Below are 22,526 nucleotides of genomic sequence, written 5' to 3'. Positions count from 1 at the left end.
GTGTATATCCACAAGGTTGGCGAGGACTACGTCGTCACCCTCAATCGCGACGCGGTGCCGCGCCTGCGCCTGGCGGGCTACTACCAGCGCGTGCTTCATGACGTGGACGTTGCGCCCGAGACCAAGGAGTATCTGCAGGAGCGGTTACGCTCGGCGCGATGGCTGGTGAAATCGATCTACCAGCGCCAGCAGACGATCTTCAAAGTCGCGACCTCGATCGTGAAATTCCAGCGCGCGTTCTTCGACCACGGTATCAGCCTGCTGAAACCGCTGGTGCTCAAGGATGTCGCCGAAGACATCGGGATGCATGAATCGACGATCAGCCGCGCGACTGCCAACAAGTACGCGCACACTCCACAGGGAATCTACGAGCTGAAATTTTTCTTCACCTCGGGCGTCAAAGGCGCCGGCGGCGAAGACGTGAGCGCCGAAACCGTCAAGGAACAGATCCGCGGGATGGTGACGGGGGAGACGCCGCAGAATCCGCTCTCGGACCAGGCAATCGCGGAAATGCTGCGCGCCAAGCAGATCAATATTGCACGCCGCACGGTGGCCAAGTATCGGCAGGCGATGGGAATCCCGCCGTCGGCAAATCGCAAACAGATCGGATGAGTCGCGCGGGGCTCGGGCAAAAGCAGATGAGCAAAATCGAAAAGCGGGGCAAGCGTGGCCGCGCGACAGTCCGAAAAGTGCGGCGCGCGGAGCGGATCGCAAACGCGCCGGTGACTGTAGTCACGGTGACGTTTCGACACGTCGATCCGACCGACGCGATCCGGCTGTACGCGGAACGAAAATTCGCGCACGTAGGCAAGTTGATTAAACGCACCTGCCAGGCTCACCTGATTCTCACGGTTGACAAATATCGGCAGCACGGCGAAGTTACTGTCAAATCAGGGCGTCTGTCGGTGACCGCGCAGGAAGAAACCAAGGATCTGTACTCGGTGATCGACCTGCTCGAGGACAAAGTCGGACGCCAACTGAAGAAGCATCTGGAAAAATTCAAGGCGAAGAAAGTCAGATCGCCTTCGACCGGTCAGGTCTTGAGCGCCAGCGAGGAAATTTGATTCGCTTGCGCTGCCCCGACCGCGAGATCGCTATCCTCATATCCAATTTTAATCGGACGTAAAACGACTAGATGAAAATTACCGATATCCTGAGCTCCGACATGGTCATTGCCGACCTGAAAGGCACCACCAAGCCCGACGTACTGAATGAACTCGCGAAAGCGCTGGCCGCCAAGTACAAGGAGATCAAGCTCAGTGATCTGACCGCAGTGCTGGCGGAGCGCGAGCGGCTCGGCTCGACCGCGATTGGCGACGGAATCGCAATCCCGCACGGCAAGTTGCGCGGCGTCACGAAAATAATCGGAGCGTTCGGACGCCATGCGGAAGGAGTGGATTTCGATTCGCTCGACGGCGGCCCATCGCAGTTATTTTTCGTGCTGGTGGCGCCGGAAGATTCCGCCAGCCTGCATCTCAAAGCCCTCGCGCGCGTCTCGCGACTGCTCAAGGAGAGTTCTTTTCGAAGCCGGCTCCTGGCAGCCAAGGACAGTGACGAGCTGTATTCCCTGATCAAGGAAGAAGACAACAAGTACTGAGACGGCCACTCAAGTCCGATGAGCTCGCCTCAGCCACCTCGCCTGATAATAGTCACCGGTGTCTCAGGTTCCGGACGCGCGTCAGCGATGCGTGTGCTCGAGGACCTGGGCTTCTACTGCGTCGATAATCTCCCGGTCGCGCTGGCGCCCAACGTCGCGATGCTCGCCGCGGGACGCGATCCCGCGCTGAAGGGCGTCGCGCTCGGAGTGGATTCGCGCGAACGGCTGTTCTTCCCGCAATGGCCGCGGATCTTTGCCGAGCTGGACGCCGCCGGAATTCATCCCGAAGTAATTTTTCTCGACGCGTCCGACGACGTACTCGCGCGCCGCTACTCTGAGAGCCGCCGCCCGCATCCAATGGCTGCCAGCGGTGCGACCGTCGCCGAGAGCATCCGCGCCGAACGTCTCGCGCTGGCCGAGATGCGCGAGCGCGCGAATCGGGTGATCGACACCACCACGCTCACGGTCCACGAACTGCGCGAGGTAGTCACGGCGGCCGTGCTGGGCGCAAGCGCTGGCTCGCGAATGTCGCTCTCGATCGTTTCTTTCGGTTACAAGTACGGCTTGCCGGGCGGGATGGACGTCGTGCTCGACGTGCGGTTTATTCCGAATCCGTTTTTCGTCCCCGAACTGCGGCCGCTCACTGGCAATGACCCGCGCGTGCACGAGTATGTGATGGCGCAGCCGGAGGCGAAGCGCTTCGTCGACGAGATCGGCCGCCTTTTCGATTTTCTGATCCCGCTGTATCAGCGCGAAGGGAAGAGTTACCTGACTGTCGGCCTCGGATGCACCGGCGGACGCCATCGCTCGCCGGTGCTCGCGCGCGAACTGATGAAGCGCCTCGAGAGCACCGGTTTCGCGAGCACTGTGCGCGACAACGACATCGCGCGCTAGCTGGCGACGCCTAGTTCATGATGCTGCCGCAATCTACGTTCATCGTCTGACCGGTCATTCCTGCCGACGTGTCGAGCGCGAGGAACAGCGCGACGCGCGCGACTTCTTCCTCCGTCGCCATCCTGGCCATCGCGGCCTGCGACACGAAGCCAGCCTTGATTTGCTCGTACGGCTGTTTCAGCGCCTCGGCCCGGGCGCGCATCACGCGTTCGATTCGTTCGCCCTCGATGGCACCGGGACAAATGCAGTTGCATCGGATGCCGCGCTGGCCCCATTCGCCGGCTATGGTTTGCGTGAGCCCAATCATCGCCCACTTCGCCGCCGCGTACGGCGAGCGCAACGGAAAACCACGCCGTCCCGCGCCCGACGAAATGTTAATGACGTTGCCGGTGCGTTGTTTGTCCATCGCCGGCAGCACGGCGCGCGTCGCGAGCCACGTTCCGGTCAGATCGATGTCGATCGTCTCCTGCCATTCGGCGAGCGACATGTCGGTGATTCGCTTGGTGGGTCCCGAGATGCCGGCGTTGTTGACCAGAATGTCGATGCGGCCGAATGTCTTCATCGTCTCGGCGGCCATCTTTGCGCAGTCGGCTTCCTTGGAGACGTCGGTGCTCACCTGAATCGCGCGGGCGCCGAGGCGCTCGAGTTCGGAGCAGGTCTGCTTCATCGGTTCAGGCGAACGCGCCGCGATCACGATCTTCGCGCCCGCCGCGCCGTACTTCAGCGCGATCTGTTTGCCGATTCCGTAGCCGCCGCCGGTGATGATTGCGACTTTATCCGCGAGTTCGTTCATTGAGATGTTTTCCTTGGCGATTTTGAGTATCGATCACTGCGCCGACTGTAGTAGCATCGCGATTCGCCTACAACGCGCGCGCGAAGCCTTGTCTAACCGCGCCGCCGCCCAATATCATTGAAGGATCGTGGCTGCCGTCAATCCCGTCGGACCTCAATCTGACCAGCCGAGCGCCAACAGCTCGTGGCTGATGAACGCCGTCAAGCTCGTGATAATCGCGATCATTGTCGGCGGTTCAATCTGGCTTCTCATCGAGCACTGGAATTGGATCAGCGATCCCGCGACCGTCAAGGTGGAGGTGATCAAGTGGGGTGCGTGGGGGCCGGTCGTTTATATGCTGCTGTACGCGGTGGGGCCGTCGTTCCTGGTGCCCGGCGCGGTGATGACGATCGCGGGCGGGCTCGCATTCGGCACGAAGTGGGGCTCGGTGTATTCGCTGATCGGCGGCGACGTTGGCGCCGTGGTGGCGTTTGCCGCGGGAAGATTTCTCGGCAAGTCGTTCGTAGAGCGAATCGTCGGCGAGCGATTCCACGCGATGCTGCAGAGGATCGCGAAGCACGGCTTTCAGATAATCCTCTACCTGCGGTTTGTCCCCGTGATTCCGTATAACGCGCTGAACCTGCTGGCGGGCGCTTCTCCGATTACGTTTTATGATTATTTCTGGGCGACGATGATCGGCATGATTCCGGGAACGATCCTGTACGCCTTTCTGGGCGACGCCCTGTGGCATCCGATGTCGCCGAAGTTTTTCCTCGCGCTATTGCTCATCGGCGCGTCGATCGGATGCGGCGAGATCTACCGGCGCTGGACGCAGGTCAAAATCGACGACTAGCCGCGTCACGTCACAGTTCCACAAAATGGAAACCAAGCATCACCGCGACGTCCCGCCGGTAACGCTCGAAAACTCGAGCGCGGCGGAAATGTCGACCGTCGAGCGGCTCAAGCAGGCGAGCGAGGGACTGTTCTACGTCCATTCGACGCATGAGAGCCGGCATACGATGCGCTTGGAGATCGACGCGCTGAGCGCGCGCCAGGCCGAGACGATCAGCGAGCATGCGAAAGAAATCTCCAAGCATTTCGGCATCTACAAACAGCGCGAGCGCAACGAGAGCGGCAAGAAGGACGGCGATTTCATTTTCATGGTGCGGGTCAAGATTCCCGCCGGCGAATTGACGCCGGCGCAGTGGCTCGCGCTCGACGCGGCCGCGGATCGCTACGCCGATGGCAGCCTCCGGCTAACCGCGCGCCAGGGCGTTCAGTTTCACTACGTGCGGGGGCACAATCTGAGTTCGCTGATTCGTGAGATCAACGCGAGCGCCACCGGCAATGGCTACCAACTCACCACGCTCGGCGCGTGTGGCGACGTGAATCGCAATACAGTCGCGAGTCCGATCGACGATCTCGACGCTGAGCTGCCGCTGGATTCCTCCGAACTGGCGCATGCGGTGGCGCTCGAGATGGCGCCGCAGAGTTCGGCCTACTACCAGGTGTTCCTCACCGACGAGAGTGGACAACAGGTAGCCCCGCTCAACTCGGAAGAGCCGATCTACGGTGCGCAGTATCTCCCGCGCAAATTCAAGGTCGGTTTTGCGCATCCGCATGACAACAGCGTCGATCTTTTGACGCAGGACGTCGGCTTCTTGCCTCGGATTAAGGGCCGCGAGGTCACGGGTTACGATCTCTACAGCGGCGGCGGGATGGGCGCGACGCACAACCAGGCCGAGACGATGCCGCTGCTGGCGCTTTACCTTGGCGTCGTTCAGCGCGGGCAGGTGCTCGACACGGTGCGCGCAATCGCGACGATCCAGCGCGAGCATGGCGAGCGCCGCAACCGGCGCAACGCGCGCTGGAAATACACGATTCGCCGCCTCGGAGTTGCCGCTGTCAAAAATACTCTGCGCGAACGCTTTGGTATCGCGCTCGCCGACGCCGAGCCTGTCTCGCTGCCGCCGGTGCGCGATCATCTGGGATGGCATCGGGAAACCGGCGCTGGCGACTTTCTTTACCTCGGAATTCTCATTCCCAGCGGACGCGTGCGCGACGATGCGACGATTAAATATCGGAGCGCAATTCGGCGCATCGTGGAGGAGGTCGAAGGAATCGGGGTGCGCATCACGCCCAACCAGCATCTGCTGCTCGCGCACGTACCGGCGGCGCGTCGCGAATGGCTCGAGCGCACGCTGGCCGAAAACGGCGTGCCCTTTGATGGAGCGGTGCCACCGATCCGCAGGCTCGCGATGGCCTGTCCAGCCAAGCCGACCTGCGGACTCGCGATGACGCATGCGGAGCGCGCGCTGCCGCGCTATCTCGCGGAATTGGAACACGACGGACTTGGCAGCGTTGACGTGATGATCCGGATGGCCGGATGTCCGAACAGCTGCTCGCGTCCGCCCACGGCCGAGATCGGGATCATAGGCTACGGCAAAAATGATTTCGTGCTGATGGTGGGCGGCGCCCGCGACGGTAGCCGCCTCGCTCGCGTGCTCTATCCGCGCCTTAGCGAGCACGGATTGATCGACGCGCTAAAGCATCTGGTGAGGGCAATCCGCGACCACAACCCTCACGTCTTGCCCGCGGGCGACTATCTGGATCGGACGCCAGACGAAGAGCTGAAAAAGCGCTAGTCGCCAGTGAGGCGCGACGGGCGATCATCTTGTGAGCTTCGGCAAGATGGGAACTACGTTCACCACGGGTTTGGGCCGGCGTTTCTCGTCGTATATTCCCCAATGGCTATCTTCCGGGCCGGGATGAATCCCAAGAACCAGACCGTCATTGACCCGCCAAGGCGCGTCGAACGCGCAGAAATATGCAAACGCTCGTGCCCGAGTCGACGGAAACTTGCGATAGAGGGCGTCATAAAATAAGGCCTGTCGCGTTGGTGTGTAGCCCGCTTGCCCAGGCGCCGTCGGCTCACCGGTTTCCTTAACGAGAATCGGTCCGCAATAAACCTCGGCAAGCTTGTCCACGGACTGCACGACGAAGTCGGCGGCATTTTCATCAACAATGAAGCGAAACCAGGACTCATAGATCGGATGGACGTTGACCAGCATGAAGTCGAGTTGCGACAAGAGCGGCTCCGCCGCGGGCTGAAGGAAAATGTGGAAGGGTTCAGTCGTAGTTAGTGCGAGGTTCGGCGCCCTTCGCCTTACCCCCATCACCGCGCTCACGATCTGATCGAGAGTAGCCCGCTTGCTGAATGCGACCTCGTTCCCGATCGACAATCCCACCACCAGTTCAGGATGCCGCTTCGCCGCGGCCAGGGCATTGTCGAGTTCTTCGCGGTTCGCGATGTCGTATATACCCATTATCAGCGCGCGGTAACCCAGCTTCGCGGCGACATCGGCGACCTTATCCGCGCCGTTCGCCGACGTGTAGGTGATCAAGCCGTCGAAGCGAGGCCGTAGCACCTTCAAATCTTCGAGCATGCTGGCTTCATCGGCGTGGGTCGCTTGTCCATTTACGAATTGGAGAGAGGTGGGATCGTACGCAACAAAGCGCCCCGTCATCATCACGTCGCCGAGACGACGCAAAGCAGGCGTCGCCTCCGCGCGCTTCTGGCAAACCGGCCCGGCAAACGCAGACGCGCGAGCGAGAACTATAAAGAGAACCAGCAACGTCGCCAGTCGGAGTGATTGGATCAAGCTCATCATGATTCCAGCCGGGACTTCTGATTCGGCCGCTCGAGCAGCGCATAGCACGCGATCGCTGCAGCGAGAAAGCTCGACGGTGCGCCTTGACATAGCACGACCGGTCGTGCTGTTCTGGCCGCATGCCGAATCCCGAAACGTCGACCCGCGAGCGGATACTGAATCAAGGCTTGGCCCTGATGAGCCAATCGGGGCTGGCCGGGGTTACGCTTGGAGTGCTGGCCGACCAGGTTGGAATGTCGAAGAGCGGGCTGTTCGCGCACTTCCGCTCGAAGGAAGACGTCCAGATCGAATTGCTCTCGCATATGGCTGAGTTCGCGACCGAGCATGTCGTCGAGCCGTCGATGACGGCCGGTGAAGGACTTCCGCGATTGCGAGCGCTGGTTCGCAACTGGTTTGGATGGGCGCAGCGCGCCGGCTTGCCGGGAGGCTGTCCGGTCGCGGCCGGTCTGTTCGAGTTCGATGACATCGAGGGCCGCGTCAGGAACAAGATCCTGGAAATGGAAGCGCAATGGCGAGGACTGTTGACCGAGCTCGTCGTGCGCGCGGTCGATCTGCGGCACTTCCGTCGTGACCTCGACGTGGACCAGTTCGTGTGGGAACTCTGCGGCATCTACCTGGGTCATCACGCGGCGCATCGATTTCTGCGCGCCACAGATGCTGACGCGCGCGCACAGTCTGCGTTTAAGGCGCTCCTCGATCGCGCGATTCCACAGAACAGCAAGCAAAGAGTCGTCAAGCGAAACGCACGAAGCAAAACGCGTCCGGCGAGGAGAGGAAAATCATGAAACCAGACCAATCACGGCTCGAGATTGGGATGCTGCTTTACCCGGGGCTGACGCTGCTGGATCTAATCGGTCCGCAGACGGTCTTTTCGTGGTTCGCCAATATTCATCTCGTCTGGAAAACGACGGACCTGATCGCGTCTGACACCGGCATCGGGATTGGGCCCACGGCCACGTTCGAGACCTGTCCGCGTGATCTCGATATCCTGTTCGTGCCGGGCGGGTTTGGTCAGCAGGCGATTATGAACGATCGCGAGGTGCTGGATTTTCTCGCCGATCGAGCGGCGCGTGCGAAGTACGTACCGTCAGTCTGCAGCGGATCCTTGCTGCTCAGCGCCGCCGGTCTCCTCAAAGGATACAAAGCCACCTCTCATTGGGCGGCGCGCGATGGACTAACTGCGTTCGGAGCGGAGCCGATTGATGCTCGAGTGGTGGTGGATCGAAACCGGATCACTGGCGGCGGGGTCACGGCCGGGATCGATTTCGGACTGGTGGTACTTGCGAAGTTGCGCGGAGACGACGCCGCCAAGTTGACGCAATTGGCGATGGAGTACGATCCCGAACCTCCATTCAATGCGGGCAACCCCAAGGACGCAGGTCCGGCGATTGTCGATCAAGCCATGAAATTCATGGCCGCGGAAATGGAGCGGCTGGCAGGGTAGGTGCACGACGGTGATGCCGGCTGCGGCCTGTTGGCGGTCTAAGACTGCGTGGAATGTAACGGTCGAAGTCAATCACATCGTCGTACCAGCTAAGGACAAACTGGCGACCGCCAGACTTCTAGCCGATGTCCTGGGACTGGAAGCGGAAGCTGGCTCGAGTGGATGCGTTCGCATTCGCGGGAGTAACGGGCTAACGATCGATTTTTCCGGGACTAAACCATGCGGGGCTTTTCAGTTCGCCTTCCTGTTCAGCAGTGCGGAATTCGACGCGGCTCTCTCGCGCATCAGCCGCGGAGCTGCCAACTTCTATTCCTCATTCGACGGCAGAGGACGCGGCGAGATCAATCGATCGGAGTGCGGCGGTCGCCACATCTATTTCGACGATCCAGACCGCCATCTCTTTGAATTGATTGAGCAGCCTGACGCGTCAGCCGCTCAGAATCGCATCAAAGCCGTGGCGATAAAGTTGACCGTTACGAAAGATCTACTGGCAGATCGAGGTAGTTCTTGAAGATGAAGTCGCGGTGCTCGATCAGAATCGGATGCATCGCAGCGACGATGGTTGGTTCGGTGATCGTGAATGCCTGGCGAATCCGGTCGTTCATCGGGCATAGCTCGGTCGCCAGCGGTTTCATCGCATTCGAGGAAGCCGCCCAATAAACGTCCATCGCGGAAAGATTGTCGCCGATGAAGAATCGGCTGCCGCGGGACTTCTGCTCCTGGAGCCGCTTTGCGAGCGCGCCGATACCTGACGCTACTCGTTCGGTTGCGCGCTCGCCGATTTCTGGCGTGTAGCCATACTTCTTTCCCAGGTATGCCGATACGCCCGCCGAATCGCCGCCCGGTTTCGTGATCTGATCATGCACTCCGCGCAGGCGCTCGGTCCATCCGATGCCGTTCTCGCCAAATAGCTCGTTGCAGTAGCCGAACATCAAGACGCGATCCTCGAGGCGTTCCGGGATGAGTCGCGGAGTCGGCGCCAACCGCTCGGCGAGATTGAGCTGATCGATCCACGTGGTGCGCGGAGGCTCGTCATTCCATGCCATGACCGGAAAGCTGTCCTGCCCGCTCCATTCCCGAAGCGTCGTGGTCGGCGATCCAAAGACATGGCTAACCCGCGCGTGCGCGAGCTGCTTGATATGCAGGATGCCCTTGAGCGCTTCCCCCCACGGGCTTGGAACGTGCGCGAGCGTGACGATCCGGAGTCCGCTAGCGCGCTGCGCCGCTTCAATGTCGATTCTTTCCGGCTTCATCTCGCCGACCGCCGCGCGGCGTAACTTGCTAGGTGCCGGATTCCCAGCTGGCCAGGTACTTGCGCTGCTCAGCCGTCAGCGTGTCGATCTTGATGCTCATCGCAGCTAGTTTCACTGCGGCGATTTCTTCTTCGATCTCGATCGGAACTTCGTGAACTTTGACGGTCATCTGAGTGCTCTTGGCGGCCCACTCGGAGGCCATCGCTTGCGTTGCGAAACTCATGTCCATCACTTGCGCGGGGTGGCCTTCGGCGCATGCAAGATTCACGAGGCGGCCTTCGCCGAGTAAGTACACGATGCGGCCGTTGGAGAGATGGTAGGCGTCGATGTGGCGGGTTACGTCGCGATCGACTTTTTTTGCGGCGTCGTTCAGGTAGGCGACGTCGATCTCGATGTCAAAATGGCCCGAGTTACTGAGGAACGCGCCGTCTTTCATCTGCGTGAAATGCGCCGACGTCAGGACGTGCTTGTCGCCGGTGGCGGTGATGAAAATATCGCCGACCTTGGCCGCGTCGATCATTTTCATCACGCGGAAACCGTCCATCGCGGCTTCGAGCGCACGAATCGGATTGACCTCAGTCACTACCACGTCGGCGCCGAGGCCGCGCGCGCGTGACGCGATGCCGCGGCCGCAATAGCCGTAGCCGGCGACGACGACCACCGAACCGGCGATCAGCACGCCGGTGGCGCGGATGATGCCGTCGAGGGTGGACTGTCCGGTGCCGTAACGATTGTCGAATAGATGCTTGGTCTGCGCGTCGTTGACGGCGACCACCGGAATCTTCAGCGCGCCGTCTTTGGCCATCGCGCGCAGGCGGATTACGCCGGTCGTCGTTTCCTCCATGCTGGCCTTCACGTCGTCGGCCTGGTTGGCAAACTCGGTGTGCAGGAGGCTGACGAGGTCGGCGCCGTCGTCCATCGTGATCGTCGGACGGCGCTCGAGCACCGCGCGCAGATGACTGTAGTAGGTGTCGCGATCTTCGCCGTGGATGGCGAAAGTGGGAATGCCGTACTGATCGACGAGCGCGGCTGCGACGTCGTCCTGGGTCGAGAGCGGATTCGACGCGCACGCGATCACTTCGGCGCCGCCCGCCTTCAGAGTGCGGAGCAGGTTGGCGGTTTCACAGGTGATATGCAGGCACGCGCCCATCCGCTGGCCCTTGAGCGGCTGCTCCTTGGCAAATCGCTCGCGCAGGCGGCGCAGCACCGGCATCTGCTTGTCGGCCCATTCGATTCGCTTGCGGCCGGCCTCGGCGAGTCCGAGGTCATGCACGTCGAAGTCGCGGCCGTTGCCGTTGGTGCGGGATTTAGTGACTGCTTTGAGCTTTCTTGCCGTCGTGGCCATCGTGATCAATCTCTCTTTTCAGGAAAGTCTTTTCAGGAAAGTTTTTTTCAGGAAAGTTATTACTCAATTTGTGAAACGGCTTGCAGTTTTCTGTCAGCTGCGGCCGTTGAGGCCGAACGCGTTGCGCAGAGTCTCGGCCATGTCGACGCGCTCCCACGGGAACAGTCCGTCGCGGGGGTCGCGGCCGAAATGCCCGTAGGCGGCGGTCGGCTGATAGATCGGGCGCTTCAAGTTGAGGGTCTTGATGATGCCGGCGGGCCGGAAATCGAACAGCTCGCGCAAGGTCGTGGACAGTTTGTTCTCGGGCACGATGCCGGTGTCGAAAGTATCGACGAGCAGCGAGACAGGCTCGGCGACGCCGATTGCGTAGGCGACCTGGATTTCACATTTGGTGGCAAGTCCCGCGGCGACGACATTTTTCGCAACGTGACGCGCCATGTAGCAGGCCGATCGATCGACCTTGCTCGGGTCCTTGCCCGAGAACGCGCCGCCGCCATGACGGCCGTAGCCGCCGTAGGTATCGACAATTATTTTGCGGCCGGTGAGTCCGCAGTCGCCATGCGGTCCGCCGATGATGAAGCTGCCGGTCGGATTGACGTGGTAGATCGTCGAGCGCGTCAGGTACTGCGCGGGAATCGTTTTCTTGACCAGTTCCTCGATAACCGACTCGCGGATTCTCTCGTATTTCACTTCGGGCGAATGCTGCGTCGAAACGACGACCGCCGTCACTTCGACCGGGCGGCCATCGACATAGCGCACTGTGACCTGGCTCTTGGCGTCGGGCCGCAGAAAATCGAGCTGGCGGCTTTTGCGGAGCTTGGTGAGATTTTCCATCAGCCGATGCGCCATCGCGATCGGCAGCGGCATCACTTCAGGCGTCTCGTCGCACGCGAATCCGAACATCAGGCCCTGATCGCCGGCGCCCTGTTCCTTGTGGAGGCCTTCGCCCTCGGTGACGCCCTGCGAGATGTCGGCCGACTGCGGCTCGATGGCAGTGAGGACGGCGCACATATTGCCGTCGAAGCCGACCTCGGTGCTGTTGTAGCCGATGTCGATGGCGGTCTGCCGCGCGATTTTCACATAGTCGGGACGCGCCTTGCTGGTAATCTCGCCGGCGAGCACGATGAGCCCGGTCTTGGCGAGCGATTCGAGCGCGACCCGTGAGTTGGGGTCTTCCTTAAGGAGCGCGTCGAGGACGGCGTCCGAAATCTGGTCGCACATTTTGTCCGGATGGCCTTCGGAAACCGACTCGGAGGTGAACAGGAAATCCTTAAGCGGCATTATTCGCGATTGCTCCTTGGAAAGCGCATTGCAGGTTTTCGGGTGGCCCGACGCAGACCGGAATTCAACTGACGCAGGTCGCGCGCGGGACTGAAAGGTTCAATTGAGTTCTGTTCCAGAGGGCCAGCATGGCGTCTGCCAAATAGTGGAAAAGACGGCAGTGCGCCGCAAGATTTCAGGTATTGAAGGTATAACTGACCAATCGGACAGAAGCAAGGTAGAGGCTCCTGTTCCGGACCTCTCCTTGTCCAAGAATGGCTCTGCGCAACTGGCCGGAGCATCTGCCCCTCTCCCAGAATGGGAGAGGGGAAAGAGAAGCGAGCCAGGATTTCAAGACAACGCTGGATGACTCGAAGCCCTGGAATCACTCCTCGCCGAAGCGGTCGTCGAACAAGGTTTGCACAGCCTTCAGGGCATCGCGGGCGTCGGGGCCTTCGGCGCGGACTTTTAGCTTGGATCCTTGGGCGGCGCCCAGCATCATCAGGCTGGTCATGCTCTTGGCGCTGACCAGGTCGTCCTTGCTCGTGCCGATCATGATCTTCGAGGTGAATTGTGCGGCTGTTTGCGCGAGCGCGGATGCGGCCCTCAGATGAAGTCCGAGCCGGTTCTTAACCTCCACAGTCGCCTCCGCCACGTTCACGAAGACTACGATAAAGGTATCTGCCGCTTCGGTAAACGACTGCGCGCGATCAATCGGCTTCCGTGACTGTTTGCGACGTGCGGGAAAGTTCGACGTTAGGTTATTGATGAACGCTCTGGTTGCCCGAAAGGAATTGCGCGAGGTCACTTTTCAAGTCGTCTTGCATTGAGTAGGCAGCTGCAGGATCGGAGGCAGTGTGGACACCCTTGCGGGCGCATCGGCTTACCTCCGCCTGCGTAGTCTTCTGCGAAATACTCGTTATGCGGAAGGAACATGCTGCTAGATTATCTGCGAACGGAACATAGTAAGGACGAAGAGGATATGTGAAGTCTTCGCCATGAGGATGAAGCGCCTTGGAGTCCAAGGGAGGTGTTACGATTGCGGGTGGTACGTAGTCGAATCCATGCTCCGCCCCGGGGTACACCTTGACGGAAACATCACCTCCCTCATTATCCAGAAACTTAGCCATTTGCACGCATGCGAAGGCCGGAGCCATGTCGTCTCGCTCTCCGACGTAGATGCGTTCTGCGGCGTAGGGCTGTAGATCGGCGCCTGCGAACTCTATTCTGCAGAACGGTGAGATCGCAAAAAAAGCGCGGAAGGGAATCACCCCAGCGGAAACATATCGGTGTTTAGCTTCGAGCGTGTCAGCCACCATGATCGTTGTGGAGCCGTCCCAAGTACCAACGAGCGCCACACGGTTGGCATCAACTCGAGGATCGCGCTCGAGCACGCGCAGAGCACCGTAGACATCGCCGACCGTATCTGCGGGCTGTAAGGCGGTGAGATCAATGCAAGCGCTCGGTGGCAGGTTTCGCGCTGCATAGCTGTCGACTGTCAGCGTTGCGTATCCCCAGGAGTTGAGAGTTGTCGAAGCCCACTCTGGAAATCCGCCCTCGCAAATTTCTGACTCCAGAATGATCACCGAGGCAAAGGGCCCATTTCCTCGCGGTACCGAAAGGACACCGTGCAAACTTGTCTTGCCGTCTGCGGACGTGAAACGCACAACACTACTAGCAGTCTGGGTCGGAGTACCGCCTTCCGAAGAACTGGGAATAGATGAACAGGCAGTTCCTACGAGTACGAGCGACAAAATACTGGCCCAAAAGATCCAACGGGTCGGAATCAAGGGAGCAGCGGGCTTCTTCATCGGAAGCGTACCGATCACAAGGCTTTCGGACGCTTTTTAATTCACTCTCCGTCCCGACGAAATTCAAGCAACGCACTCGGTAAACGACTGCGCGCGATCAGTCCGCTTCCGTGACTGTTTGCGGCGTGCGGGAAAGTTCGACGCCGCGTTGGCGGCCGCTCACTTCGTCGCCGGCGTGATACTCGAGCGGGATGAAAAACAACGACGACAGCAGCGCGAGAACTCCCATCACAATGAAGGCCGGCATGAAATCATGCGTCGTCAAATGAGCGGAACCGCTCGCCTTCAGGCTCATGTGCAGCAGCATCGCGCCGAGTGCGACGCCGAGACTCAGGAACAGTTGCTGCGCCATGCTCGACAGAGTGCTCGCGCCGCTCATCGACGAATTGGGCACGTCGGCATAGGCGAGAGTTCCTAGCGCGGTGAACTGCAGCGAGCGGAAGAATCCTCCTGAGAGAAGCGCCAGCACGATCAGGAAATGGGGCGTCGTCGGACGGAACAGCGCATAGCTCATCATGATGAAGGCGCTGAGCACGCCATTGGAAATCAGCACCGAGCGAAAACCGAGTCGGCGAATGATCGGTGTCGCCGTCGCTTTCATGAAGAGGGCGCCTGCCGCGCTGGTGAACGTCAGCATCCCGGACGCAAACGGAGAGAGGCCGAAGACGACTTGCAGCAGCATCGCCAACAGAAACGGCAATGCGCCGATGCCCATCCGAAAAAGCCCGCCACCCAGCGTCGCAACCAGGAAGGTCGGGATTTTCAACAATCCCATGTCGATGATCGGATAGTCGATGCGCCGGGCGTGAAGGATGTAGAGCGCCATGCAGACTCCGCCGGCCGCCATCACGCACATGACGATGCTCGCGGGAATAACGCCGCGGCCGATCGACTCGAAGCCGGAGACCAGGCCCGCCAGTCCAAGGCCGGTTAGCAGAAAGCCGCGGAAGTCGAGCGGGAAAACCTCATCCTCGCGGATGTTCGGGATGTACCAGGTGACCAGCGTGATGCCGATCATGCCGATCGGCACGTTGATGAAAAAAATCCAGCGCCACGAATAATACGTCACGATGAACCCGCCGACCGGAGGTCCGACCACCGGACCCAAGACGGCCGGCACGGTCAGATACGACATCGCGGTGACCAGCTCGGACTTGGCGATGGTCTTCAGAACGATCAGGCGGCCGACGGGCACCATCATGGCGCCGCCGAAGCCCTGCAAAATGCGCGAGGCGACCAGCTCCGGCAGCGAATTCGAGAATCCGCAGAATACTGAGCCGGTGGTGAAGATGATGATCGCGGTACGGAAGACGGTGCGCGCGCCGAATCGATCCGCCATCCATCCGCTGATTGGAATGAAAACGGCGAGGCTCAGCAGGTAGGACGTGATCGCGAGGTTGAGCTTGATCGGATCTTCGTGGAGCGACTTGGCCATCGCGGGCAACGCGGTCGAGATGACCGTCGCATCGAGCATCTCCATGAAGAGCGCGCAGCCGACGATCATGGGCGCCAGGAATTCGAGCGCGGAAATTTTCGAAGGCGTCGGACTCATCGCAACAGATTACGCATGAACAAAAACCACGATATGGAAATCGGCGAAACCGGTAAACGCCCGATTGGACCCGGCGCGCGGCGCGGGTCAGTTGCCATTGCGCGCGGGCGCGGGGCGAGCGGCCGCCGCTTGAGCCTTGATTGCCGGGGTGAACAACTCGCGCAGGCGCGATTCGATTTGCGAGTCGCGCGTCGTGCCCTCGCGCCGCCGCCATGCGCGCAGGGGAATCACCGCCTTGGACATGTTGCGATGTCCGCCGGCGCTGCCGATGTCGGCGAACAGACTCTTCACCGCCTCGCCGGCATTGTTGCCGCTCATGCCGTGATTGCGAACACTGATCACGAGCTTGCCTTCGAGCTTGCCCGCGACCGCGACCCACGACACGCCCTCGAACTGCAGGCAGAAGTCCGCCATCTGCACGATCAGGTCGTCGCGCTTGACCGTGCCGAGATTGAGCACGACCAGGCGATCCTTGACCACCAGCCGCTTCATCGCACCCGCCAGGATATGCGCGAAACTGAGCGGCAGCTCGGGACGATCGATCTGCCGGAGCATGCTGTAGTTGGCGAGCGGAGTGAGATGCGCGAATGCCTGCAGGTCGTCATCGGTGACGCGTCGCGACAGTGCCAAAGTGTCGCTGCGAATCCCATAGAGCAGCGCGGTCGCCAGCCGCTCGCTGATTTTTTCGTCAGCCGTGACCAGGTACTCGGTCATGATCGTCGCAGTCGCGCCATATTTCACCCGCACGTCCTCGAACGGAGCGGCGCCGCCGGGATACCCCGGATGGTGATCGATCGCGATGTCGGCGCGCGGAATTTTCTCGCCGAAGAACGGCGGCTGTACATCGACCATCGCAATCTTGTCGAAGGCGCGCAGGTCCTCCGTCGTGGCCGGCTGGATCTCAATCTCCAGCATATGCACCATGGTGAGATTTTCCGGCCGCGTGACGGGCTTGAACGCGAATAAAGGCGTGGTCTGCTTGTTGCGACCGAGCAGAGTACGCAGGGCGATCCCGCTCGACATCGCGTCGGGATCAGGGTCGTCCTGCAGCACGATGGCGACGCGATCGCCCTCGCCGACCAACGCACGCAAATCCTTTATTTTCTGCTTTGTGAGCGCGTGATCCATTATCGTGAGACAAACCCTTGTCGCATCGCGACGACGGGTATAGTCAATCGCCTAATCGCGGAGAGCTCGAGGGCAGGAGCGCGGCGCGCGGATGGACCCAATAACGGGACGAGCGGTCCGAAAATGCTGGGGGGAATGCGGATTCTGGCGAAACGTCGTGAAATTCATCGGTGGAAGGGAAATATCACAGCGCAAAGAGTTGAAGCAATGATATAGAATAACGCGAGCTATGAGTTCCCCGGATTCACAATCAAATAAATTTCACTGCGCGATATGCCGCCGCGAATTTTCCGAGTGGCTGCTGCGCATTTCGGTTGAGGATACGGCCGGCTTTCGGCAGCAGGCCTTTATCTGCGGCAACTGTGCGGTTAAACTGCGGCTCGCCTCCGAAAAGAATCGCGACTTGCAGATCGATCCGTGGATTCACGAGGCGGTCGCGAGTGTGCTGCGCGGCAAGAATCCCGACAAAGAGTAGAACTCAGGAAGAACTCAACCGATGGCTGGCGCGTCGAGATCAGAGTCACAACCCGGCAATGCGGCCGGTGCGGAATTGTGGCCTCGTGAAGAAGCGCGGCGGCTCGTGGAGCGCGTCGCTGCGTACGAGCCCGCGCGCCCGGTAATTTTCCAGAGCGGGTTCGGGCCGTCGGGATTGCCCCATCTGGGCACGATGGCGGAGATTCTTCGCCCATCGTTCGTGCGCAAGGCGTTTCATCTGATCGAGCCGTCGCGGCCGTCGCGGCTGATCGTTTTCATCGACGACCTCGACGGACTCCGCAAAGTGCCGGAGAACGTGCCGAAGCGCGAGGACCTCGAGCAGTACCTGGGCATCCCGGTCTCGAAGATTCCCGATCCGTTCGGATGCTGCGCGAGCTTTGCCGATCATATGATCGGACTGCTCGGCGGATTTCTCGCGCCGGTCGAAGTCGAGTACGAGCTGGCGCGCGCCTCCGAGATGTATTCGTCGGGGCGCTTCGACGAGGGACTGAAGCTGATCCTCGAGAAGCATGCGGAGATAATCGCGATAATCGCGCCGACGCTGCGTGAGGAAAATCGCGCGGGATGGTCGCCGTTCATGCCGATTTGTCCGAAGTGCGGGCAAGTGGTCGAGCGCGCGGTGACGGCCTACCATCCTGAGCGCGCCTCGATCGAGTTCACTTGCGAAAAGAGCGCGGGCGGCACCTCGGGATGCGGGTTTCGCGGCGAGCAGTCGGTGCTTGGCGGGAAGGCCAAGGTGCAATGGAAGGTGGATTGGGCGCTGCGATGGTACGTGCTCAGAGTCGATTACGAATTGTACGGCAAGGATCTCACCGACTCGGCGCGGCTGTCGGGACAGATTCTCCGCGTGATGGATGCGCGGCCGCCGCTTGGATTTCCGTTCGAGATGCTGCTCGACGAGCAAGGTCACAAGATCTCGAAGTCAATCGGCCGCGGCGTGTCGGTTGAGCAGTGGACGCGTTACGCGCCGATCGAAGTGCTGAAATTTTTCCTGCTGCTGAATCCGCGGCGCGCGCGCAAGTTGTTTCTCGAGGCGATTCCGCAGTACGTCGACGAGTACCTCGACGCGGTGCGCGAATACGCGGCGGCGTCGGAGGAGCAGCGTCGCGAATCGGTGCTCGAATTTGTGATTCAGAGCACGACGCCGACTCGATTCAACTCGACCCTCACCTTCGGCTTGATGATGAATGCGGTGGCGGCGCTGGGCAGCGCGGATCGCGATTTCATCTGGAGTTACATCGTCCGCTACGACGCGTCGATCGCAAGCGATCCGGAGACTGAGAAGATGGGCCGGGCGCTGATGGAATGCGCGCTGAATTTCTACCGAGATTTTGTCGAGCCGACGAAAAAGATCTACACGCCAACCGATGCGGAACGCGCGCAATTAAAAACGCTCGACACCTATCTGCGCGAAAACCAGGATGCGGGCGCCGAAGAGATCGAGAAGAAGATTTACGATCTCGGCCGCGAAAATTACGACAAGCCCGGCAAGATTTTTCCGCTGCTGTACAGATCGATTCTAGGCCAGGAGCGCGGCCCGCGCCTCGGCGCGTTCATCCGGCTTGCTACGCCGGCGCGAATAGTCGAGCTGCTCGAGGCAACGATCGCGCGAGCCGCCTGACCGCAACGCGCCGCCGCAACGGCGAAATATATGATCCGCGCTCTCGGTCTCCTTGCGTTCGCGACGTGCATCGTCGTCTGCTCAGCGTCCGGCGGCGCGGCGCTATGCATGCCTTCGTTCCCGTACGACAACGGGTGGCTTGGCGGCGACGCGGCTTACTCGATTCGCTTATCCGACACCAAAAGTGTCTGGTTGTTTGGTGATTCGTTTGTCGGCAATCCCGGTCAAACGACTCGCAGCGGATCCAAAATGGTGTCCAACACGATTGCAATATCCTCATGCGCGAACGGCAGCTGGAGCATCCGCTATTACTGGAGAAATCGCGGCGCCAAGGCGCCACAGCCATTTTTTACTTCTGGCGTCGAACACTTCCACTACTGGCCGCTCGACGGTTTCTACCTGAACGGAACGTTGTACGTTGCTCTCGCAAAAATCGTCGACCTGCCGAAAGGTGGTCCGTTCGGCTTCAAGATGATCGGAGTCACGCTGGCGAAGGTCACTGACCCGCTTGATGTTCCCGCACACTGGACGGTTGAGTATCTCGATCTCTCCGACAACACAGCAGCGTTCCCGGGTGTGACGACAATCGTGAGCGGTGACTATCTGTATCTGTACACTGTGCTGGACGACGCTCAGCACAAGAGCCATCCAATGATTGTGGCGCGCATCGCGATCGCGCAACTGGGGCGGCCGCGCGACTCGATCGAATACCTTACAAACGACGGCACATGGAAAGCGGGCAGCGGGTTAAAGAACGCACGAATCATAATCGATCGCGGAGCGACCGAAATGAGCGTCCGATTTCACGCGTCGATCAACAAGTGGGTCGCGGTGCAGAATGGTCCGCAGCCCTTCTCACCCGAAATAGTCATCAGGGAAGGGCCGACGCTCGAAGGACCGTGGTCGGAACCCAAATCTGTTTACTCGTTTCCAGAGATGAGCAAAGGCAATCCGCGATACGATCAAGACACGTTCTGCTACGCGGCGAAGGAACACCTGGAGTTCTCACCGCCTGGCGGAAGCATGGTCGTGACCTACGCATGCAATTCCACGCAGCTCCGCAAGCAGATCGAGAATATGTCGATTTATCGCCCGGAGGTCGTCGAGTTAGGAATACGTTGACCTGATTGCGGCTAGACGAATTCGGCGAATACCGAGTCAGCCATCTCCAGGCCGCGATCGGTCAGCTTGATTCGGCCGCGATCGAGCGTCAGCAAACCGTTGTTGAATAGTGGGGTAGCGACGCCGCCGAACATGCATTCGAAGTTGCGGCCGAAGCGCTCGTGAAAGTCCGCCAGCGCGAAGCCTTCGCGCAGCCGCAGATTCAGGAACACGAATTCGCTTTGCGCGGTGGCTTCGTCAATCGATTCGCTGCCGGTTTCCGCATTTGTGCGCTCATCGATCGCTGCGATGTAACGCGCCGGGAGCTTCTCGTTCCACCATCGCCGGCCGCCTCTCCCGTCGCCCGCATAGCTATGTGCACCCGCGCCGATTCCGAGGTACGTCTGGCCGCGCCAGTACGTCAGGTTGTGGAGCGCCTCGTGGCCGGGCGCCGCGTAGTTCGAGATTTCATACATCGTATAGCCGCGCCGCGGAATTTCCTCGCGCACCGTTTGATACATCGCGGCTTGCTCGTCGGTCGCGAGCTGCTTGATTCGTCCGCGCTTCAGGTCGGTGAAAAAAACGGTGCCTTCTTCGAAGGTCAAGTTGTAAGCCGAGATGTGATCCGGCTCGAGCGCCGCTACCGATTCGATGTCGAAGAGAACATCGGCAACGGTCTGTCCAGGAACCGCGAAGATCAAATCGAGATTGAGCCGATCGAAGCCGGCGCGATGCGCCATTTTAGCAGCGGCACGGGTTTCATCGGCGCTGTGGATGCGGCCGAGGAACTTGAGCGTCGCGTCATTGAACGACTGCGCGCCGAAGCTGATTCGGTTTACGCCTGCCGCGCGCATCCCGGTGAGTTTCGCGAGGTCCACCGTGCCGGGATTTGCCTCGAGCGTTATCTCCGCATCGTTTTCAATTCCGCAAACCCGATCAGCAGCGTGGATAATTTCGCCGATGGATTTTGGATCGAACAGCGACGGCGTACCGCCCCCAAAAAAGATCGTCCTGACGCGCTCGCCGGAGTACGACGGAGTGCTCGCCCTGTGTTCGAGTTCTGAAATCAGCGCCCGAGTGTATTGCGCTTCCGGCCACGACGACGCCGCGTGCGAATTGAAGTCGCAGTACGGGCACTTCGATTGGCACCACGGAATATGGACATAAAGCGAAAAGCTCACAGGTCGATTGTAGCGCGCCTTCCACGCCCGCTACTACGCGCCTGACACGGTCGGTATACTGCCTGCGTCAGAGGCCAATTTGTCCAAAGTCGCACCCAATCAGGATAGCATCGAGCCACCCCCCGCACGCGCGAGCGGCTCCGGCACAAATCAAGCCGGCACCATCGCCGCGGGCGTATTGCTCAGCCGCATCGCGGGCCTCGTCCGCGACAGCATTTTCGCGCATTTCCTCGGCGACTCGGCCACAGCCGACGCGTTCAAGGCAGGCTTTCGCATCCCGAACATTCTGCAGAACCTGTTCGGCGAGGGCGTTCTGTCCGCGTCGTTCATCCCGGTTTACGGAAAACTGCTTGGCGAAGGCGACGACGAAACCGCCGACATGCTCGCCTGGGGCGTCGGCGCGATTATGACGATCGGCGTAACCGTGCTGGTCGCAATAGGCGTGCTGGTGACGCCCTATCTCATCGACGTGATCGCGCCGGGCTTCGAGGGCGACAAGCGCGAGTTGACGATTCAAATCGTGCGTATTCTGTTTCCCGGCGCAGGATTGCTCGTCATGTCGGCGTGGTTCCTCGGCGTGCTCAACAGTCATCACAAATTTTTCGTCTCGTACACCGCGCCGGTGGCGTGGAACGTCGCGATGATCGCGGCACTGCTCTACTACGGGCCGCGCCGCTCGCAGGACGGGCTCGCGATCGCAATCTCGTGGGGATCGGTCGTCGGCTCCGCCTTGCAAATCGCGGTGCAGGTTCCGCAAACGCTGGCCCTGCTCAGGAAGCATCGCATCGACTTCGCGCGCGTCGCCGCGCCACTGCGATCCGTGTTCCACAATCTGACGCCGGTCGTGATCAGCCGCGGCGTGATCAATCTCACTACCTACGTAGACAACGTGCTGGCGAGCCTGCTCCCGACCGGCGCCGTCGCAGCGCTCAACTACGGCCAGTTGCTGTACATGGTGCCGATCAGCCTGTTCGGATATTCGGTAGCCGCGTCCGAACTGCCAGCCATGTCGCGCGCCGCCGGTGCGATGCCCGAGCAGATGAGCGCGATTCTCCGCACGCGGCTCAATCGTGGACTGCGCCATATCGCATTCATGGTGGTGCCCTCGTCGGCCGCGTTTCTGATTCTCGGCGACGTGATCGTCGCGATGATTTACCAATCCGGCGCGTTCACTCGCGCCGACGCGGTGTATGTGTGGGCGGTACTCGCGGGGTCTGGGGTCGGGCTGCTCGCGGCGACGATGGGCCGCTTGTACAACTCTGCGTTCTACGCGCTGTTCGACACGCGCACTCCATTACGATTTGCAATCATCCGCGTCGTTCTGACGGTGATTTCGGGCTATCTGTGCGCGATTCCACTGCCGCCATTGCTCGGAATCGCTCAGAAGTGGGGAGTGGCGGG

General features: G+C 60.5%; 22 protein-coding genes. 12 read left to right on the top strand and 10 right to left on the bottom strand.

Annotated features, from left to right (window positions below; genetic code table 11):
- From VIW95_RS07940 to rapZ, 4 genes are all read left to right on the top strand, one after another.
- A partial coding sequence (locus VIW95_RS07940) for an RNA polymerase factor sigma-54 (RefSeq protein ID WP_331585145.1) occupies positions 1-612 on the top strand: 612 nt, incomplete at its 5' end.
- Between the two features lie 26 nt (positions 613-638).
- Complete coding sequence (gene hpf / locus VIW95_RS07935; protein ID WP_331585143.1) at positions 639-1,064, top strand: ribosome hibernation-promoting factor, HPF/YfiA family; 426 nt, start codon at positions 639-641, stop codon at positions 1,062-1,064.
- A gap of 71 nt (positions 1,065-1,135) precedes the next feature.
- Positions 1,136-1,597, top strand: coding sequence for a PTS sugar transporter subunit IIA (locus tag VIW95_RS07930; RefSeq protein WP_331585141.1), 462 nt, complete (start codon positions 1,136-1,138; stop codon positions 1,595-1,597).
- 18 nt (positions 1,598-1,615) lie between these two features.
- Positions 1,616-2,491: an RNase adapter RapZ gene (rapZ, locus tag VIW95_RS07925; RefSeq protein ID WP_331585139.1), complete on the top strand. Its 876-nt coding sequence runs from the start codon at positions 1,616-1,618 to the stop codon at positions 2,489-2,491.
- A gap of 10 nt (positions 2,492-2,501) precedes the next feature.
- Here rapZ and VIW95_RS07920 read toward each other — a convergent pair whose 3' ends face one another.
- Positions 2,502-3,284 (bottom strand): SDR family NAD(P)-dependent oxidoreductase, encoded by a 783-nt coding sequence (locus VIW95_RS07920; RefSeq protein ID WP_331585137.1) that lies wholly within the window; start codon positions 3,282-3,284, stop codon positions 2,502-2,504.
- 127 nt (positions 3,285-3,411) lie between these two features.
- Here VIW95_RS07920 and VIW95_RS07915 point away from each other — a divergent pair, with 127 nt between their 5' ends.
- Both VIW95_RS07915 and VIW95_RS07910 read left to right on the top strand, forming a co-directional pair.
- Positions 3,412-4,116: a TVP38/TMEM64 family protein gene (locus VIW95_RS07915; protein WP_331585135.1), complete on the top strand. Its 705-nt coding sequence runs from the start codon at positions 3,412-3,414 to the stop codon at positions 4,114-4,116.
- Between the two features lie 25 nt (positions 4,117-4,141).
- Entirely contained in the window at positions 4,142-5,908 is a 1,767-nt protein-coding gene (locus VIW95_RS07910) for an NADPH-dependent assimilatory sulfite reductase hemoprotein subunit (protein ID WP_331585133.1), read from the top strand.
- A 24-nt stretch (positions 5,909-5,932) separates the two neighbouring features.
- On the opposite strand, the gene VIW95_RS07905 is transcribed toward VIW95_RS07910, so the two are convergent.
- Positions 5,933-6,925, bottom strand: a complete 993-nt coding sequence (locus tag VIW95_RS07905; protein ID WP_331585131.1) for a hypothetical protein — start codon at positions 6,923-6,925, stop codon at positions 5,933-5,935.
- 128 nt (positions 6,926-7,053) lie between these two features.
- Here VIW95_RS07905 and VIW95_RS07900 point away from each other — a divergent pair, with 128 nt between their 5' ends.
- A complete protein-coding gene (locus tag VIW95_RS07900) occupies positions 7,054-7,719 on the top strand; it encodes a TetR/AcrR family transcriptional regulator (RefSeq protein ID WP_331585129.1) in 666 nt (221 codons plus the stop codon).
- The gene (locus VIW95_RS07895; RefSeq protein WP_331585127.1) at positions 7,716-8,378 is read left to right on the top strand and encodes a DJ-1/PfpI family protein; all 663 of its coding nucleotides are present in this window, start codon (positions 7,716-7,718) and stop codon (positions 8,376-8,378) included. Before VIW95_RS07900 ends, VIW95_RS07895 begins: the two co-directional genes overlap by 4 nt.
- 473 nt (positions 8,379-8,851) lie before the next feature.
- Here the strand turns inward: VIW95_RS07895 and VIW95_RS07890 are convergent, their stop codons facing one another.
- The 7 genes from VIW95_RS07890 to VIW95_RS07860 form a co-directional block, all read right to left on the bottom strand.
- Positions 8,852-9,631 (bottom strand): hypothetical protein, encoded by a 780-nt coding sequence (locus VIW95_RS07890; protein WP_331585125.1) that lies wholly within the window; start codon positions 9,629-9,631, stop codon positions 8,852-8,854.
- 28 nt (positions 9,632-9,659) lie between these two features.
- Positions 9,660-10,976 (bottom strand): adenosylhomocysteinase, encoded by a 1,317-nt coding sequence (gene ahcY / locus VIW95_RS07885; RefSeq protein ID WP_331585123.1) that lies wholly within the window; start codon positions 10,974-10,976, stop codon positions 9,660-9,662.
- Between the two features lie 93 nt (positions 10,977-11,069).
- Entirely contained in the window at positions 11,070-12,257 is a 1,188-nt protein-coding gene (gene metK, locus VIW95_RS07880; RefSeq protein ID WP_331585121.1) for a methionine adenosyltransferase, read from the bottom strand.
- 364 nt (positions 12,258-12,621) lie between these two features.
- Positions 12,622-12,876 (bottom strand): HPr family phosphocarrier protein, encoded by a 255-nt coding sequence (locus VIW95_RS07875; protein ID WP_331585119.1) that lies wholly within the window; start codon positions 12,874-12,876, stop codon positions 12,622-12,624.
- 121 nt (positions 12,877-12,997) lie between these two features.
- The gene (locus VIW95_RS07870) at positions 12,998-14,047 is read right to left on the bottom strand and encodes a dienelactone hydrolase family protein (protein ID WP_331585117.1); all 1,050 of its coding nucleotides are present in this window, start codon (positions 14,045-14,047) and stop codon (positions 12,998-13,000) included.
- 97 nt (positions 14,048-14,144) lie between these two features.
- Positions 14,145-15,599, bottom strand: coding sequence for an MFS transporter (locus tag VIW95_RS07865; protein WP_331585115.1), 1,455 nt, complete (start codon positions 15,597-15,599; stop codon positions 14,145-14,147).
- An 87-nt stretch (positions 15,600-15,686) separates the two neighbouring features.
- Positions 15,687-16,727 (bottom strand): DHH family phosphoesterase, encoded by a 1,041-nt coding sequence (locus tag VIW95_RS07860; protein ID WP_331585113.1) that lies wholly within the window; start codon positions 16,725-16,727, stop codon positions 15,687-15,689.
- 229 nt (positions 16,728-16,956) lie between these two features.
- On the opposite strand from VIW95_RS07860, the gene VIW95_RS07855 reads away from it, so the two are divergent.
- Genes VIW95_RS07855 through VIW95_RS07845 form a run of 3 tightly spaced genes read left to right on the top strand, consistent with a single transcriptional unit; the run spans position 16,957 to position 19,965 of the window.
- A complete protein-coding gene (locus tag VIW95_RS07855) occupies positions 16,957-17,202 on the top strand; it encodes a hypothetical protein (protein WP_331585111.1) in 246 nt (81 codons plus the stop codon).
- Positions 17,203-17,223: 21 nt separating this feature from the next.
- Entirely contained in the window at positions 17,224-18,843 is a 1,620-nt protein-coding gene (gene lysS / locus VIW95_RS07850) for a lysine--tRNA ligase (RefSeq protein ID WP_331585109.1), read from the top strand.
- Positions 18,844-18,873: 30 nt separating this feature from the next.
- Positions 18,874-19,965 (top strand): DUF4185 domain-containing protein, encoded by a 1,092-nt coding sequence (locus VIW95_RS07845; RefSeq protein ID WP_331585107.1) that lies wholly within the window; start codon positions 18,874-18,876, stop codon positions 19,963-19,965.
- Positions 19,966-19,976: 11 nt separating this feature from the next.
- On the opposite strand, the gene hemW is transcribed toward VIW95_RS07845, so the two are convergent.
- Positions 19,977-21,125, bottom strand: a complete 1,149-nt coding sequence (gene hemW, locus VIW95_RS07840) for a radical SAM family heme chaperone HemW (protein ID WP_331585105.1) — start codon at positions 21,123-21,125, stop codon at positions 19,977-19,979.
- Between the two features lie 79 nt (positions 21,126-21,204).
- Between hemW and murJ the strand changes: the two genes are divergently transcribed.
- On the top strand, positions 21,205-22,526 hold a 1,322-nt coding region (murJ, locus tag VIW95_RS07835), incomplete at its 3' end, for a murein biosynthesis integral membrane protein MurJ (protein WP_331585103.1).

The sequence above is a fragment of the Binatus sp. (SeqCode) genome, assembly GCF_036522015.1.
In the GTDB taxonomy this organism is placed as follows: Bacteria; Desulfobacterota; Binatia; order Binatales; family Binataceae; genus Binatus.
Note: the sequence above shows the minus strand (reverse complement) of the source record. Positions and strands in the feature narration are given on the sequence as shown.

Excerpts from the sequence above, each read along its gene's own strand:
- hpf (WP_331585143.1), top strand. The coding sequence starts at position 639 with ATGAGCAAAATCGAAAAGCGGGGCAAGCGTGGCCGCGCGACAGTCCGA.
- VIW95_RS07930 (WP_331585141.1), top strand. The coding sequence starts at position 1,136 with ATGAAAATTACCGATATCCTGAGCTCCGACATGGTCATTGCCGACCTG.
- rapZ (WP_331585139.1), top strand. The coding sequence starts at position 1,616 with ATGAGCTCGCCTCAGCCACCTCGCCTGATAATAGTCACCGGTGTCTCA.
- VIW95_RS07920 (WP_331585137.1), bottom strand. The coding sequence starts at position 3,284 with ATGAACGAACTCGCGGATAAAGTCGCAATCATCACCGGCGGCGGCTAC.
- VIW95_RS07910 (WP_331585133.1), top strand. The coding sequence starts at position 4,142 with ATGGAAACCAAGCATCACCGCGACGTCCCGCCGGTAACGCTCGAAAAC.
- VIW95_RS07900 (WP_331585129.1), top strand. The coding sequence starts at position 7,054 with ATGCCGAATCCCGAAACGTCGACCCGCGAGCGGATACTGAATCAAGGC.
- VIW95_RS07895 (WP_331585127.1), top strand. The coding sequence starts at position 7,716 with ATGAAACCAGACCAATCACGGCTCGAGATTGGGATGCTGCTTTACCCG.
- VIW95_RS07890 (WP_331585125.1), bottom strand. The coding sequence starts at position 9,631 with ATGAAGCCGGAAAGAATCGACATTGAAGCGGCGCAGCGCGCTAGCGGA.
- ahcY (WP_331585123.1), bottom strand. The coding sequence starts at position 10,976 with ATGGCCACGACGGCAAGAAAGCTCAAAGCAGTCACTAAATCCCGCACC.
- metK (WP_331585121.1), bottom strand. The coding sequence starts at position 12,257 with ATGCCGCTTAAGGATTTCCTGTTCACCTCCGAGTCGGTTTCCGAAGGC.
- VIW95_RS07870 (WP_331585117.1), bottom strand. The coding sequence starts at position 14,047 with ATGAAGAAGCCCGCTGCTCCCTTGATTCCGACCCGTTGGATCTTTTGG.
- VIW95_RS07865 (WP_331585115.1), bottom strand. The coding sequence starts at position 15,599 with ATGAGTCCGACGCCTTCGAAAATTTCCGCGCTCGAATTCCTGGCGCCC.
- VIW95_RS07860 (WP_331585113.1), bottom strand. The coding sequence starts at position 16,727 with ATGGATCACGCGCTCACAAAGCAGAAAATAAAGGATTTGCGTGCGTTG.
- VIW95_RS07855 (WP_331585111.1), top strand. The coding sequence starts at position 16,957 with ATGAGTTCCCCGGATTCACAATCAAATAAATTTCACTGCGCGATATGC.
- lysS (WP_331585109.1), top strand. The coding sequence starts at position 17,224 with ATGGCTGGCGCGTCGAGATCAGAGTCACAACCCGGCAATGCGGCCGGT.
- VIW95_RS07845 (WP_331585107.1), top strand. The coding sequence starts at position 18,874 with ATGATCCGCGCTCTCGGTCTCCTTGCGTTCGCGACGTGCATCGTCGTC.